The following is a 14,875-nucleotide window of genomic DNA, read 5'->3' on the forward strand; positions in this document are numbered from 1 at the left end:
CTAGTAAAGAATGAATTACTCTTAGGTTTATTTAGAAAAGTAAATTAGTTTTGAATTATCGGTACTTTATTTGTATACTTAGATGATACATCTAAGGGGGAATTTGCATGAATCGTGAACAACTGATTGCGCCAGAACAATATAACCTTGTCAGTGAATTTGAAAAGTATGCAACAGGTACAGGAAAAAAAGCGCTAATTTATGTTAATGCAGAAGGAAACAAGAAGGAAATTACATATGATGAATTAATCACTTTAGCGAATAAGGCAGCCAATGTCTTCAAATCGAACGGACTTGAAAAGGGTGATGTCGTTCTTGTCATGGTTCCAAGGCTAATCGAAGCATATGTGACGTATATCGGCGCCCTTAAAGCGGGACTTGTCGTAATCCCGAGTTCAGAAATGTTACGGTCTTCCGATATTGAATATCGATTGGCACATAGTGATGCTAAAGCAATCGTTGCGTTCGATGCGTTTACTGATCAATTTAGCGAAGTAAAAAACATAGGGGATGTCAAGGTATTCGTTGTTGGACAGGCTAAGAAAGATCAACTTTCATTAACCGATCTAATGGAAACTGCATCAACGGCGTTTACAGCACCACAAACGAAAAGTTCGGACATGGCATTTCTATCTTACACATCAGGCACGACGGGGAAACCAAAAGGTGTCGTACATACACACGCTTGGGGGTATGCGCACTTACGGACAACAGGAGCAAGCTGGTTGGGTATCAATGAAGGTGACGTAGTCTGGGCTACGGCTGCACCAGGATGGCAAAAGTGGATTTGGACACCTTTCTTATCCGTAATTGGTAGCGGCGCAACGGGACTTGTATATGACGGGAAGTTTGATGTGACGACTTATTTAGAGTTGATTGGTAAATATCAAGTGAATGTATTATGTTGTACGCCAACGGAATACAGGTTTATGGCGAAGGCCGAAAACCTTGGGGATTTTGATCTTTCTTCTATTCGTAGTGCGGTTTCGGCTGGAGAACCGCTTAACCGTGAAGTAATTGATATATTTGATAAGACTTTTTCGCTTTCAGTAAGAGATGGCTATGGGCAGACGGAAAACACATTACTCGTCGGGACGATGCTAGGTATGGAGGCGCGGAAGGGTTCTATGGGAAAACCGACGCCTGGCAATAAGGTCGACATTATCAATGACGAAGGAAATCCAGCGGTTGTTGGGGAAGTTGGGGATATTGCGGTACACGTATCGACACCTGCGTTATTCAAAGAGTATTTAAAAGATCCGGAACGGACAACAATGCAGTTCCGAGGTGATTATTACGTAACTGGTGATCGTGCAAAAATGGATGAGGATGGTTATTTCTGGTTTGAAGGTCGCGGGGATGACATTATTATCAGTTCCGGCTACACAATCGGACCATTTGAAGTAGAGGATGCATTGACGAAGCATCCCGCAGTCCGTGAATGCGCAGTCGTTGCGAGTCCGGATGAAGTCAGGGGGAATATCGTCAAAGCATTCGTGGTGCTACGTGACCCTGAAAGGAAAAATGAAGAGGGTCTTATTAAAGACTTGCAGGATCACGTGAAAAGTTTGACAGCGCCTTATAAATATCCACGTAAAATTGAATTCCTGGATACTTTGCCGAAAACTGCTTCAGGAAAAATCATGCGAATTGAATTAAGGAAAAAAGAACAACTGTAAATCATTCCAGAAAACAAACCGCTTAAAAAGCACGGGTTATTCCGTACTTTTTAAGCGGTTTTTGGTGTTTACGAGTAGGTTGTCAGTATTCTAAATAATCTCATCTTTACGTAGTGAATTAATGGGGCTATACTTAGTTTATTATTTCGGTAATCAAAATATATGGGGGCGTCGTGATGCAAACAGAAAAAAGCGGTGTCCTTTGGGCAATCGGTTCGTATCTTATTTGGGGGATTATGCCGATTTATTGGAAAAGCCTTGAGCATGTCGCAAGTGCTGAAATATTAGTGAGTCGCATCGTGTGGGCATTTGTTCTAACGTTAGTAGTAGTTCTTCTTATGAAAAATGGACGTCATCTTAAGGCGGATATAAAAACCTTGTGGATCTCGCAAAGAGACTTTTGGGCTTTGTTCGCTGCTTCAGCACTTGTTTCAACGAACTGGTTTATCTACATATGGGCAGTGAATCATAACTATATTGTCCAAACAAGTCTTGGTTACTATATTAACCCGCTTATATCGGTACTACTTGGAATCTTTTTCTTGAAAGAAAAGTTGTCAAGAGCACAGCAAGTTGCTTTTTTACTGGCGGCAACAGGAGTCACAATTTTGACGATTTCGTACGGTAAGTTTCCATGGTTGGCATTTACACTGGCAATAACGTTTGCAGTTTACGGTCTTATCAAGAAACAAATTAAGCTAGATGCACTTCGTGGGTTGACAATTGAAACGTTCTTCATTGTTCCGTTCGCTGTCATCTATTATGTGTGGCTATTCATGGAAGGCAATGCAGTGTTCTTACATTCTGACATCAAGACGGACATTTTACTTATCCTAACAGGTATAGCAACGGCTTTACCACTTATTATGTATGCAAAAGGCGTACAAAGAATTCCGCTATATATGGCTGGATTTCTTCAATACATAGCCCCAACGATGATGCTGTTTCTCGGAGTTGTTGTGTACAAAGAAACGTTCGGAAAAATTGAGGTATTGTCATTCGCTTTCATTTGGGCAGCATTGTTACTCTTTACGGTATCTAAACTAATTGAAGTGATGAAAATGAAGAAGAGCCTCCTTTAAATTAGGAGGCTACTGAAAAAGGCTAACTTTATATGTTGAAGTAAAGAATTACATCAAACCCGTTCTGGTATTTTGGGGATGTCTAGGCTAAATATATTCATCTGTTCATACATTAACTGAAAAAAAAGGAGGATAATATTGATTAATAAAATAGATATTATAAATCCGAAACTTGCTAAGGAGGTATTGAGCGTTCAAATTGCTTCGTATAAGGTAGAGGCGGAGTTGATTGATTTCTATGACATTCCGCCATTAAGGGATTCGGTTAGCACATTGCAACAATGTGGCGAAAATTTCTATGGATGCTATTTAGATGGAGAGTTAAGCGGAGTCATTTCTATAAAGGCAGAAGAGAATCTAATAGATATTCATCGGTTGATGGTGCACCCAAAACATTTTAGAAAAGGAATTGCCAAGAGATTATTAGATTTCATTGAAAGCGTCGGAGAAGGGAATGAAAAACTGATCGTATCAACGGGTTCTAAAAATGCACCAGCAATCTCCTTCTATGAAAAAAATGGATTCATAATAACTGGAGAAACAAAAGTAATGGAAGGTTTATCAATAACTTCATTTGAAAAGAAAATAACTCGATATCGCTAACAGCCTTCTTTCCTAGTAGAGCCATATTGTGAAACCCATCTGATAAGTACACGTCTATTAGTAGAAAGGGGGGATAATATGAAAGAGTTATCAATGCTATTTATTATACTAGGAACTTTACTAGTAGGGAGTTTTCAAAAGGAACAAATAGAAACAAAAACGGGGTATTTAGATTTAAAAGAAAAAAGTGGAATAGCTATATTCAGTAAAGCGGTGAGTGATTCGACCAGCGAACTAGGAATTGTTAATATGGTAAATCCGTCGTATAGATTCGACCTTGGTGAAGAATCATATTCCCTTTGGATTTCAGAAGACAATGGAACAATAATGAATACAAAAGACACTCATACTATTTACAGACTTTCAACTAGCTCAGTTCAAGAGGTTAATGGGTTTGTTAATAGAGATTAAACCTTCTTCAACGAACGAAGCAGTTAGTTGAAGAAGGTTAACCAAGCATTCTGCCGATGAATATAATGAAAGTTAATACGATTGAAAAAACTGACATGAAAATTATAGTAAATATACCTCTTGCCATTGCCTTCCATTCCCTTACATCCTTTAACCCGATGACTCCAAGAAAAAATGTTATCACTGTTATGCCTAAGACAATATCTAATGAATAAAGCCCTATGATTTTTGTGGTAAAACTAAAAAAATCTGCAGACGATATTGCGATTAAAAACAGAGGAATACAAAGTAAAGAAAGTATAAAGGACAATGAATTAATAGTTATTTCCATTCCATTCCACTCCCTTCTAAAAATCCTTTTCAATTTTAATAAATCTTCACGTACATATCCTTTACTTTTTTAGAGCTTAGAGCTCATCTATATGATAAAACAGGATTAAAAAATATAGTATATATGTTGAATTAAAGAATCTCATTGAATCTGCTATGGTGCTCAATAATGAGAGAGTTGTAATTCGGTGTGTGGATTGTAGAACGCTTGGCGCTTTGGGGATGCCTCTCGCTGTAAGACTGGATTAGCGCTTCGCATCCAGTCTTACGACTTCGGCGACCCCTTTGCCGCGCCTGCGCTAGGGTGTTCATTATAGAGAGAAATATGATTTTGAGATGTATATGCTGAGATTATAATGTGATTACTTTTTGCTACTATTTATATTCAAGAAAGACGTGCCCCGGCTTGCAGATTTCATCGTAGATAATGAAAAGCTCTTTCTCACATAGACCATCCAGCGCAGGCGCGATAAGACTGAAAGTGGTCTTCTTTCTGGCTTATCGCGGGAGGCATCCACAAAGCGTCGAAGCGGTATTCGTAGGATTTTTATTTCATTCCAATTATTGTTTTTTTCAGTAGCCTTTCAAAAGCCCTTGTAAAGCGCATACGTTGTATTCATTTGTTCAACATATATAGAGCTAGGGATAAGTGAGTTAATAATGCCGAAATACTTTAAAACATATTTTTAAAATTTTTATGGAGAAATCAGGTTATGGAGATAGGGTAATGCCATAAAATGAAAGAATTAGGAGTAAGTACATACTTAAGACGAAGATAAATCATGATTGTTCCATCGCGCTCCAATTTCATAAGTACACGAAGTGCTAAAGCTTTTTGGGACGAAAGAATAGAGGGGCATAGACCTGGATAATAGCCGCCAAAGATGTTATTTTGGCGGCTGAAACTTTCTTTAGGGTTTTCTCTTTTTTACTAGTAATGAAGTGTCAATTTCTATATGGTATCACATGATTACATGCATACTCTTTTGCTAATAGTAAGCAATATAACGTGCAAGAGTGCCCGAAATTGCATCTTCGGGCACTTACAATCCCTATAGAAAGTCATCTATTCTTTTCTTTCAAAACAACTGTATTTTTCACTTGAACATTGTAGGTACGCGACAGGCAACTATTCACAACAGGATGACCCAAAAAAAGTGTGGCTAGAAGCGACGGAGTCACTTCTAGCCACACATGCCTCACGGTAAATATGTCGTGATTAGTTCGCCGAAAGCGAACCGGAAATGGTCCAGTGAAAATGGGTTTTTCCAAGCCTTAATACCAGTGTTTTATGCAAATAAATGGTTAATCAACAGACGTAATTGTAGATTGAAAGGTTCTTACTAAAGTAGTTGAGCTTTTCAATGTTGAAATCATATGTATTGCTATAAAACGGTAATCGACAGGCAGAATTGCTTTTCTTTTATAAATAAATTCGCTGCACTTTCTCCCAGAAGGAGTTATTTTTTAGTTTTACAGTTTTCACAGTTTTATCGCTTAATCTAATTTCCACACTTTCAACTTGGCGAATCCCCAGCGCTTCATTGTCAGCAGCAACTAAAGGGAAAACGTTGCCATCCTGATGAACTTTTAGTTGGAATTTACGTTCGCCACTCATTATGAAGGACGAGCCAAGTGTTCTGTATTTATTATTGTTTACGGAAGCAAGCTCAGTCACTTGGAAACACCGAAGTAGTGGATCAACGACCGCTCCATTGACAGACTTATTGTAAGCAGTACTGCCAGTCGGTGTGGAAATTATTAGACCATCACCGAGGAATGTTTCGAATAATTTATCATCTATAATGACATCCAGGACGAATGTCCGAATGATATTCGAGCGAATACTGAATTCATTTAGGCAATAGAATGGTTGGTGATCATCAATCTTTACTTCGATAAGTGGATACTTTCTCACTTCAAGACCTTCTTTACGAATGGTCTGCGTCATTTCGTAAAGATTGTTATAATGAAAATCACAATAAAGTCCGGGTTTACCTGTTAAAGAAATACCTGCATATAAACAATCCTGTCGGAAACCGGTTTTTCGAACCGCTTGTAAAAAAGAACCATCGCTACCGATGCTGATGATAATATTTGCATCTTTATCGTTGTCGGTCATTGTAAAACCCTCATGAATCAACGCATCTGCCACTTTGGATTTTTTATCAAGTGAATCTTCATCATGTTTACTGTAAATAAAAATATTCATTCGATCTGTCATTACACAAAGCCCCCTCTGAATAAGTTATACTGATTTTACCACGTGGTGAAACATTTTGGTGTGTCCGAACGTATAAGTTAATGGAATGAAAAAGGAGGAATTTGAAATGACAATTAAACGATGGATTGCAATCATCGTAGCTGCAGCACTTGTTTTTGTGTCAATAGGCATAAATTCACTATCGTACATATTTACGAGAGATTTCAACGGATTCTTTGAAGACATGATGGCAACTTCATCTTCGGGGTATGAGGAAGCGATTATTGAGGAAGGAACGGGTAATGATAAAATCGCTGTTCTTTCTCTTGATGGGGTTATTCAGGACTTAGGGGATACGTCATCCCTTTTCCAATCTGCAGGTTATAATCATCAGTATTTCATGAATCAGTTGTCTGAAATTCTTGAAGATACTAATGTAAAAGGCGTTGTGCTTGAAGTGAATTCACCAGGTGGCGGAGTCGTTGAATCAGCGGACATTTATGATGCTCTCCGTATGATTCAAGTAGAAAGAGAGATTCCGCTGTATGTTTCGATGGGCGGAATGGCTGCTTCAGGCGGTTATTATGTATCAGCTCCAGCTGATAAGATATTTGTTAATCGTGAAACGATTACAGGTTCAATCGGTGTCATTATGGAAAGTGTTAACTATGCGAAACTTGCTGAGAAATACGGCATTGATTTTAACACGATTAAAACAGGTCCATATAAAGATATTATGAGTGGATCTCGTGAGATGAAAGATGAAGAACGCGTAATGCTTCAAGAAATGATAAATGATTCCTACGAACGCTTTGTTGATATTATCGAAGAAGGTCGCGGCATGACAGAGGCTGAAGTGAAAAAAGTAGCTGACGGCCGTATCATGAATGGGCGTCAGGCAATCGAAGCTGGGCTTGCAGATGAATTCGGCAAGGCGGGTGATGTTATTGCTGCCATGAAAGAAGATTATAATCTTCAAGATGCCACAGTCTTTGAGTATACGTCCCTTGATAGCTGGACTTCAATACTCGGCGTGAAAGCAGGAAATATGTTTGGCGGTAATATTGAGTCTGAACTAATCGGTAAGTTATTAAACGATTATAATGCACCACGGATGATGTATTTGTATGGTGAAAAATAAGGAGGGCTAGCGAATGTCGGAACACATCGAACAACAACCGGATCTGACGGGGAATTCCACTGCTGCGACGCCTATTCCAGATTACGAGACTATTCAAACTGAACATTATCGGGCGAAGTATGCGGGTTTCTGGACGCGACTATGGGCATATACAATCGATCTTCTTGTTTTATCAGCAATAAGCGGGATTATCATTAAACCGATTTTTCGAGTTGCAGGTTGGGAGATTACAAATCCCTCATTCTTCTTCTTCAGCACCTATAAAGTTACTATCCTTATTTTGATGTTACTTTACTTTGCGCTTATGACGAAGTATTTACAGCAAACAGTAGGGAAGATGATCATGGGCATAAGAGTAGTGGCTAAAGACGAGGGTAAGCTTACGTGGGGGTCTGTCATATTCCGCGAAGTCATCGGAAGATTCATATCCAAAATGTTGGTCATCCCTTATCTGCTGGTCCTATTTATGCCTAGAAAAGAAGCATTGCATGACTTATTCGCCGATACTGTTGTTGAACATGAGCATTCTTATGAAAAAGAGATGGTTGTAGATTACCGTAAACGGATTGAGGGACAACAGTTGCAAGACGGTACTATCATTTAGTAAGATAGACTTAGAAGAGGAGGCGTCTTAATGGCTAACGTTACATTCAAGAACAACCCTGTTACATTGCTTGGAAAAGAAGTTGCAGTAGGTGATACTGCGCAAGATTTTACAGCACTTGCGAACGATTTGAGTCCGGTGACACTTGCCGATTCAAAAGGGAAAATCAGGTTAATCAGTGTGATTCCTTCAATTGATACGGGTGTCTGTTCAACACAGACGCGTAAATTTAACGAAGAGGCTGCTTCACTTGGGGATGACGTTCAAGTATTGACGATTTCTGCCGATCTTCCTTTTGCACAAGCGAGATGGTGTGCTGCTGAAGGTATTGCAAATCTACAGACATTATCCGATCATCGCGATTTATCATTTGGAGAAGCGTACGGCGTCGTAATGAAAGAACTTCGCTTGCTTGCACGTTCTGTCTTCGTTATCGGTAAAGATGATAAAGTGACGTATGTTGAGTATGTCGGCGAAGGTACAGACCATCCTAACTATGAACAAGCAATCTTAGCGGTAAAAGAATTAACGAAGTAACTAAAAAATACTAATGAAAACCCACTCGGAAACGGGTGGGTTTTGTGAGTTGAGGGATAACTAAATGACAACTAATACAGAAAAAATATTTTCATTCATTGATGCATATGCAGAATCTACAGAAGTACTTTACCTGGAAGCAACCATTGATATTTGTCAAAAATGGCTTTCAGGAGAATCGCAACCTGCGGTATCAGAAACAGTAACTAAAGAGGATATCCGTAGAGGTATCCAGCTTGCAGTCCTGAAGGGGATGAAGCAAAATGTACAGCCTAACCACCAGATGACTCCTGATTCAATCGGAATGCTCATTGGACATATTGCTGGAAAATTGGCGATAGGTGAACAAGGTATTACACTTCTTGACCCTGCAGCTGGTACAGGAAATCTTCTCTATACGGTCATGAACACAATTGAGAACGATGTCACTGCGACAGCAATAGAAATTGATGATTTGTTAGTGAGATTGTCCGCTGTTACTGCGGAATTACTTGAGCACCCTGTCACATTCTATGTGCAGGATGCATTGCGACCGTTATTTGTCGATCCAGTCGACATCACCATAAGCGATTTACCTGTCGGATTTTATCCTGATGATGAAAATGCAATCAATTATGAATTGATGCCTGCAGAGGGGCATGCTTATGCACATCATCTGTTCATTGAACAATCAATGAAGCATACGAAACCAGGTGGGCACGGTGTATTCATCATACCTGCAAATTTGTTTGAGTCCGATCAATCGCCTACATTGCATCCCTATTTGAAAAAACAAACGAATATCCGGGCAATTATTCAGTTACCTGATTCGTTATTTAAAAATGTAGCGCATGCAAAAAGTATATTAATCTTACAAAAACCTTTACCAGAAGCAAAAGTGACACATGATGTTCTTCTTGCTAAAGTTCCTAATATGACTGATAAGCATGCCATGGCCCTGTTTCTTCAGAAAATCGATATTTGGGCTACTGAATAAAGCTGGAATCTAGACTTACTCGGTAGCTGTGTGTTTAGAATTGCTTGGTAAAGAAATATGTGTAAAAGGAGCGCTTTATATGCGGAACATTTTAGCGATAAACGCTGGAAGTTCGTCCTTGAAGTTTCAACTTCTCCAGATGCCAGAAGAGCACGTAATAGCAAAGGGACAAATTGACAGAATAGGTCATTCAGAATCGATTTTCAACATGAAGTTCGAACAACGCAGGGTAGAAAAGGGTCAAGATATCCAGAATCATACCGAAGCTGTAGCTATGCTTCTTAAGATGCTGATTAGTGAAGGAGTCGTTCGATCATTCGATGAAATTGATGGGATCGGTCACCGTGTTGTACACGGTGGCGAAGTTTTCAGCGGTTCCGTACTCATCAATGATGAGATACTTGCAACGCTTGAGGGACTATCAAACCTTGCGCCACTCCATAATCCCGCAAACATTGTTGGCATTAAGGAGTTTAGTAAAGCATTGCCTAATGTGCCTGCTGTTGCGGTTTTTGATACGGCGTTTCATCAGACGATGCCGGAAAGTTCTTTTCTTTATCCGTTACCCTACGAGTATTATGAAAAATATGGCATCCGAAAATACGGTTTCCACGGTACAAGTCATAAGTATGTAACGGAACGTGCTGCGGAATTATTAAATCGTCCACTTGAAGATACACGTCTTATTTCCTGCCATTTGGGAAATGGTGCAAGTATAGCTGCTGTTGAAGGTGGGAAATCACTCGATACGTCGATGGGTTTTACCCCTCTTGCGGGGGTGACAATGGGGACGCGTTCAGGAAATATCGATCCGGCACTCATCCCATATATTATGGAGCAGACGGGAAAGACGGTCGAAGAAGTCCTAGACGTTTTGAATAAACAATCGGGAATGCTTGCTATTTCAGGGTTTTCAAGCGATTTACGTGACATTGAAATCGAGGCTTCAAAAGGGAATGCGCGTGCACAACTGGCTCTAGATGTCTTCGCAGATCGAATTCATAAATACATTGGTTCGTATGCGGCAAGGATGGGCGGAGTGGATGCGATTATCTTTACAGCCGGAATCGGTGAAAATAGTGATGTCATTCGTAAGAAAGTGTTAGAAGGTCTTGAATTCATGGGGGTCTATGTTGATCCAGATTTGAATACTATCAGGGGCAAGGAAGTGCATATCAGCTTTCCATACTCTCCCGTTAAGGTGTTAGTAATCCCGACGAATGAAGAAGTAATGATTGCACGTGATACGATGCGTGTTGCGAAGTTATAAAACATCCAATTGAGTGTTAGATAATAAAAGAGTTGCCCAGGGAAATAATGGGCAACTCTTTTTTGAAAAGATAAGAAGATATAAGTTTTGACTTAGCACTTTGTCTAGAAGGCGCCTTGCGCTTTTCGTATTATAATGCTTCAGGTGTACGAATGACGAGGACGTCACATTTTGCAGAACGGACGATGTTTTCGGATACACTACCGATTAGGAAACGTTCGACCGCATTCAAGCCAGTTGCACCACAAATGATAAGGTCTGCATTTAGTTTTTTAGAAATATCTTTCGAAATCATTGTTTTTGGTGACCCATATTCTACTATGACATTAACGCGTTGCAAGCCAGCTTTCTCGGCTTCCAATTTATAGTCGTTTAACAATTCTTCTGCGAACTTTTGTGCTCTTTCGGCAATCGACCGATCATAAGCTTCGACCGCAGCATATGAACGTGTGTCGATGATGTTAATCAAGTTTAATGTAGCCTCGTTTCTATCGGCAATTGCCACCGCTTTTTTGAAAGCCCACTCTGATTCCTTTGATCCGTCGACAGCAACAAGAATTTGTTTGTATACTAATGTCATTTAATTTCACTCCATTCTTTAAATAGGTATACTTACTTACTTCGATAAAAAGGATGAAAAACCTTTTAATAATAAAGAATAAAGTGACGAATAGTTTTAGTTTCGACAAAAATGTCACATTTTCGAATTAAGGTTAAAAAAATTCTCGAATAATAAGACTTTTGAGTAATAGAGTATTCTGCGAATTGATAAAATACAGCATAAATCCTTACTATCTGATAATATTAAAAATAGATTGGCCTGGATGAAAGATTTTCGAATGGTCAACTAACTAAATGTTATCTTTAGGAGGAATCGCAATGATTATTGGTGTCCCAAAAGAAGTGAAAAACAACGAAAACCGTGTCGCTATGACACCTGCAGGGGTTTTTAACTTAAAGTCGGCAGGTCATGAAGTTATCATTGAAAAAGGTGCAGGTCTAGGTTCAAGTTTTACGGACGAGGATTATACTGCAGCAGGCGCTAAAATCGTTGCAACTGCAGAAGAAGCATGGAATGTAAATATGGTTATGAAAGTAAAAGAACCGGTTGCCGCTGAGTATGGTTATTTCAGTGAAGGGCTTATCTTGTTCACTTACTTGCACCTTGCCCCTGAAGTAGAATTAACAAAAGCACTTCTTGACAATAAAGTTGTAGGAATCGCTTACGAAACAGTGCAGCTTCCAAATAACTCGTTGCCTCTTCTAGCTCCTATGAGTGAAGTTGCAGGCCGCATGGCTACACAAATTGGTGCACAATACTTACAACAAACAAATGGTGGTAAAGGTATTCTATTGAGTGGCGTACCGGGCGTTTCACGTGGCCACGTAACTGTTATTGGTGGTGGGCAAGCTGGAACAAATGCTGCTCGTATTGCGGTTGGTATGGGTGCGAAAGTAACTGTTCTTGACTTGTCAGTCGATCGTCTGCGTCAATTAGACGAAATCTTCGGCAATGATATTCAGACACTTGTTTCAAATCCATTCAACATTGCTGAATCAGTAAAAAATGCAGACCTTGTTATCGGGGCGGTCTTAATCCCAGGAGCGAGAGCGCCGAAACTTGTTTCAGAGGAAATGGTTAAATCAATGAAACCTGGATCTGTTCTTGTAGACATTGCAATTGACCAAGGTGGTATTTTTGCGACATCGGATCGTGTAACGACTCATGATGAGCCAACCTATGTGAAACATGGTGTTGTTCACTACGCGGTAGCGAATATGCCAGGTGCAGTTCCACAAACTTCAACAACTGCATTAACGAACGTTACAGTTCCTTATGCACTTCAAATTGCGAATAAAGGCTACAAACAAGCTTGTTTAGACAACGTTCCTCTTCAAAAAGGTATCAACACAATGGAAGGGCATGTTACGTATAGAGCTGTAGCAGATGCTCAAGGTGTTGAGTATGTATCCGCTGAAACACTTTTGAATCAATAATGTTTAACTTGATTCAGCAGAAGTCCCTGCTGATATAAAAAGGCTGTCCACACTTGTTAGAGTGTGGACAGCCTTTTCTAATTATGGTTGAATAATCTGTAATTCTTTAGGGAACTTGGTTAATACTTCGACGCCATCAGCTGTAACGACAACATCATCTTCAATCCGTACACCTGTAACTGCTGGATTATAAATACCTGGCTCGATTGTGAAGACCATACCTTCCACAAGGGCAAATTCGTTTGTACCAGTCATGGATGGGAACTCGTGAACTGAAATTCCAAGTCCGTGACCGATACGGTGTGTGAAGTATTCACCGTAACCCGCTTGATCAATCACATCACGCGCAGCTTTATCAATTTCCATAGCCTTGACGCCGGGACGAACCAAATCAACAGCAGCCTGCTCCGCTTTTCTTACCGTTTCATAAATTTCACGCATTGCATCCGTTGGTTCACCGAACGCAACTGTGCGTGTAATATCTGAACAGTAGCCGTTATAAACGACGCCTAGGTCAAAGAGGATGAAGTCGCCTTTTTGGATTTTACGATCTCCAGGTGTACCGTGTGGAGATGCTGTTTTCGGGCCAGAAAGAACCATCGTATCGAACGACATTTTCTGAACTCCTTTTTTCTTCATTTCAAACTCAATTGCCATAAGAATCTCAAGTTCAGTTTTTCCTTCAGCGATTTCTCTGCAACCAACTTCAATAGCGTAATCAGCCAGTTCAGCGGCTTTACGTAAATTATTTAGTTCATCTTCGCTTTTGATGTTACGCATGCCGTTTAGCTGTTCGTCAAGGCGAACAAATTTAGCGCCAGTAAACAGTTCATTCATCCGCTCAAGACGCTCCACTGTCAAATGAGATTTCTCAATTGCGATTGAAGCAGGGAGTTCTCCACGTTTACGGACAGCCTCCATTACGATAACCCAAGCATCATCTGTATCTTCGTGACCAACAGCGTCATAGGACCAGCCCGCTGTTTTTACGTCAGGTACTTCCATCAAGGGACAAATTACAAATGGTTCTGCATCTTTAAATACCATTACGCCAAGAAGACGTTCATGCGGGTCACTCTGGAATCCAGATACGTAAAATACGTTATCTGGTGTAGTGATAAATGCCGCGTCCAAGTTTTCTTTCTGTAAAAACTGTTGTATTTCTTTAACTTTACTCAATTCAATGACCTCCTCTAATATACTTCTATCATAACAAAAAAGAGGGTTTTCAGGTTGTATAACGAAAATTGTTTAATAAGATAAGAAAATGGAGGAGATTATTCAATGCAAATATCATACCACGGTCATTCAATTGTGAAAATAAAAACAGGCAACTGCACAATTCTCATTGACCCGTTCATTACAGGAAATAAGCTTACAGATCTTGAAGTTGGAAACGAAAAACCGGATATTATTTTACTGACGCATGGACATAATGATCATGTTGGAGATACGGTGGCAATTGCAAAGGCGAGCGATGCACTAGTTATAGCACCAAATGAACTTGCCGTTTACTTGGGTTGGCAGGGAATAAGAACACATGGCATGAATATTGGAGGTGCCTGTAAATTTGAATTCGGTACAGTAAAATATACGCAAGCATTTCATAGTTCTTCTTACACAACAGAGACCAATGACATCATTTATACAGGTATGCCAGCAGGTATTTTAGTAATGGTGGAAGAGAAAACAATTTATCATGCTGGGGATACGGCAATTTTTAGCGATATGGAGATGATTGGTAAGCGTCATCCAATCGATGTCGCATTTGTTCCAATAGGTGATAATTTTACAATGGGCCCTGAAGATGCTGCATGCGCAGTCAAGTTGCTCAATCCGCAACTAGCTGTACCAATCCATTTCAATACATTTCCGCCGATTGAGCAAGACCCCGAAACATTCAAAGCGCTAGTGGAAGGACATGAAGTGAAAATAATGATAGCGGGAGAAGTTTTTGAATTATAAAAGAGCTATGCGAAAGTTTTTTGAAATAGCTTATCTATTGCGTCCAGGCGCCCGGTTAGCGCTTTTCTTAAGCCTT

The 14,875-nt window shown here is 39.8% G+C and carries 15 protein-coding genes; 11 read left to right on the plus strand and 4 right to left on the minus strand.

The genetic code is table 11. From position 1 onward, the window contains the following. Positions 1 to 107: 107 nt before the first annotated feature. The 4 genes from mbcS (at position 108) to MKX62_RS15565 (ending at position 3,775) form a co-directional block, all read left to right on the plus strand. A complete protein-coding gene (gene mbcS / locus MKX62_RS15550; RefSeq protein ID WP_067207570.1) occupies positions 108 to 1,679 on the plus strand; it encodes an acyl-CoA synthetase MbcS in 1,572 nt (523 codons plus the stop codon). A gap of 176 nt (positions 1,680 to 1,855) precedes the next feature. Then, a complete protein-coding gene (rarD, locus tag MKX62_RS15555; protein ID WP_338652926.1) occupies positions 1,856 to 2,761 on the plus strand; it encodes an EamA family transporter RarD in 906 nt (301 codons plus the stop codon). 138 nt (positions 2,762 to 2,899) lie between these two features. Continuing rightward, complete coding sequence (locus MKX62_RS15560; protein ID WP_067207576.1) at positions 2,900 to 3,364, plus strand: GNAT family N-acetyltransferase; 465 nt, start codon at positions 2,900 to 2,902, stop codon at positions 3,362 to 3,364. Between the two features lie 78 nt (positions 3,365 to 3,442). Then, positions 3,443 to 3,775: a hypothetical protein gene (locus MKX62_RS15565; RefSeq protein ID WP_187047299.1), complete on the plus strand. Its 333-nt coding sequence runs from the start codon at positions 3,443 to 3,445 to the stop codon at positions 3,773 to 3,775. Between the two features lie 37 nt (positions 3,776 to 3,812). Here the strand turns inward: MKX62_RS15565 and MKX62_RS15570 are convergent, their stop codons facing one another. Together MKX62_RS15570 and MKX62_RS15575 are read right to left on the minus strand one after the other, a co-directional pair. Continuing rightward, entirely contained in the window at positions 3,813 to 4,106 is a 294-nt protein-coding gene (locus MKX62_RS15570; protein WP_340741806.1) for a hypothetical protein, read from the minus strand. 1,422 nt (positions 4,107 to 5,528) lie between these two features. Beyond that, complete coding sequence (locus tag MKX62_RS15575; RefSeq protein ID WP_067207583.1) at positions 5,529 to 6,329, minus strand: NAD kinase; 801 nt, start codon at positions 6,327 to 6,329, stop codon at positions 5,529 to 5,531. 106 nt (positions 6,330 to 6,435) lie between these two features. Between MKX62_RS15575 and sppA the strand changes: the two genes are divergently transcribed. The 5 genes from sppA to MKX62_RS15600 all read left to right on the plus strand — a co-directional run bounded on the left by sppA (position 6,436) and on the right by MKX62_RS15600 (position 10,836). Further along, positions 6,436 to 7,449 (plus strand): signal peptide peptidase SppA, encoded by a 1,014-nt coding sequence (gene sppA, locus MKX62_RS15580; RefSeq protein WP_340741807.1) that lies wholly within the window; start codon positions 6,436 to 6,438, stop codon positions 7,447 to 7,449. A 13-nt stretch (positions 7,450 to 7,462) separates the two neighbouring features. Then, positions 7,463 to 8,053: an RDD family protein gene (locus tag MKX62_RS15585; RefSeq protein WP_082786520.1), complete on the plus strand. Its 591-nt coding sequence runs from the start codon at positions 7,463 to 7,465 to the stop codon at positions 8,051 to 8,053. 30 nt (positions 8,054 to 8,083) lie between these two features. Next, positions 8,084 to 8,590: a thiol peroxidase gene (gene tpx / locus MKX62_RS15590; RefSeq protein WP_340741808.1), complete on the plus strand. Its 507-nt coding sequence runs from the start codon at positions 8,084 to 8,086 to the stop codon at positions 8,588 to 8,590. A gap of 64 nt (positions 8,591 to 8,654) precedes the next feature. After that, complete coding sequence (locus tag MKX62_RS15595) at positions 8,655 to 9,566, plus strand: class I SAM-dependent methyltransferase (protein ID WP_340741809.1); 912 nt, start codon at positions 8,655 to 8,657, stop codon at positions 9,564 to 9,566. Positions 9,567 to 9,645: 79 nt separating this feature from the next. Beyond that, positions 9,646 to 10,836: an acetate kinase gene (locus MKX62_RS15600; protein WP_067207594.1), complete on the plus strand. Its 1,191-nt coding sequence runs from the start codon at positions 9,646 to 9,648 to the stop codon at positions 10,834 to 10,836. A 130-nt stretch (positions 10,837 to 10,966) separates the two neighbouring features. On the opposite strand, the gene MKX62_RS15605 is transcribed toward MKX62_RS15600, so the two are convergent. Further along, positions 10,967 to 11,416: a universal stress protein gene (locus MKX62_RS15605; RefSeq protein WP_067207597.1), complete on the minus strand. Its 450-nt coding sequence runs from the start codon at positions 11,414 to 11,416 to the stop codon at positions 10,967 to 10,969. A 299-nt stretch (positions 11,417 to 11,715) separates the two neighbouring features. Here MKX62_RS15605 and ald point away from each other — a divergent pair, with 299 nt between their 5' ends. Next, positions 11,716 to 12,834, plus strand: coding sequence for an alanine dehydrogenase (ald, locus tag MKX62_RS15610; RefSeq protein ID WP_067207599.1), 1,119 nt, complete (start codon positions 11,716 to 11,718; stop codon positions 12,832 to 12,834). An 81-nt stretch (positions 12,835 to 12,915) separates the two neighbouring features. On the opposite strand, the gene MKX62_RS15615 is transcribed toward ald, so the two are convergent. Next, complete coding sequence (locus MKX62_RS15615) at positions 12,916 to 14,013, minus strand: M24 family metallopeptidase (RefSeq protein WP_338652903.1); 1,098 nt, start codon at positions 14,011 to 14,013, stop codon at positions 12,916 to 12,918. A 105-nt stretch (positions 14,014 to 14,118) separates the two neighbouring features. Here MKX62_RS15615 and MKX62_RS15620 point away from each other — a divergent pair, with 105 nt between their 5' ends. Beyond that, positions 14,119 to 14,799: a metal-dependent hydrolase gene (locus tag MKX62_RS15620; protein WP_067207604.1), complete on the plus strand. Its 681-nt coding sequence runs from the start codon at positions 14,119 to 14,121 to the stop codon at positions 14,797 to 14,799. Positions 14,800 to 14,875: the final 76 nt, after the last annotated feature.

The organism is Sporosarcina sp. FSL K6-5500 (genome assembly GCF_038005665.1).
Taxonomy (GTDB): Bacteria; Bacillota; Bacilli; order Bacillales_A; family Planococcaceae; genus Sporosarcina; species Sporosarcina psychrophila.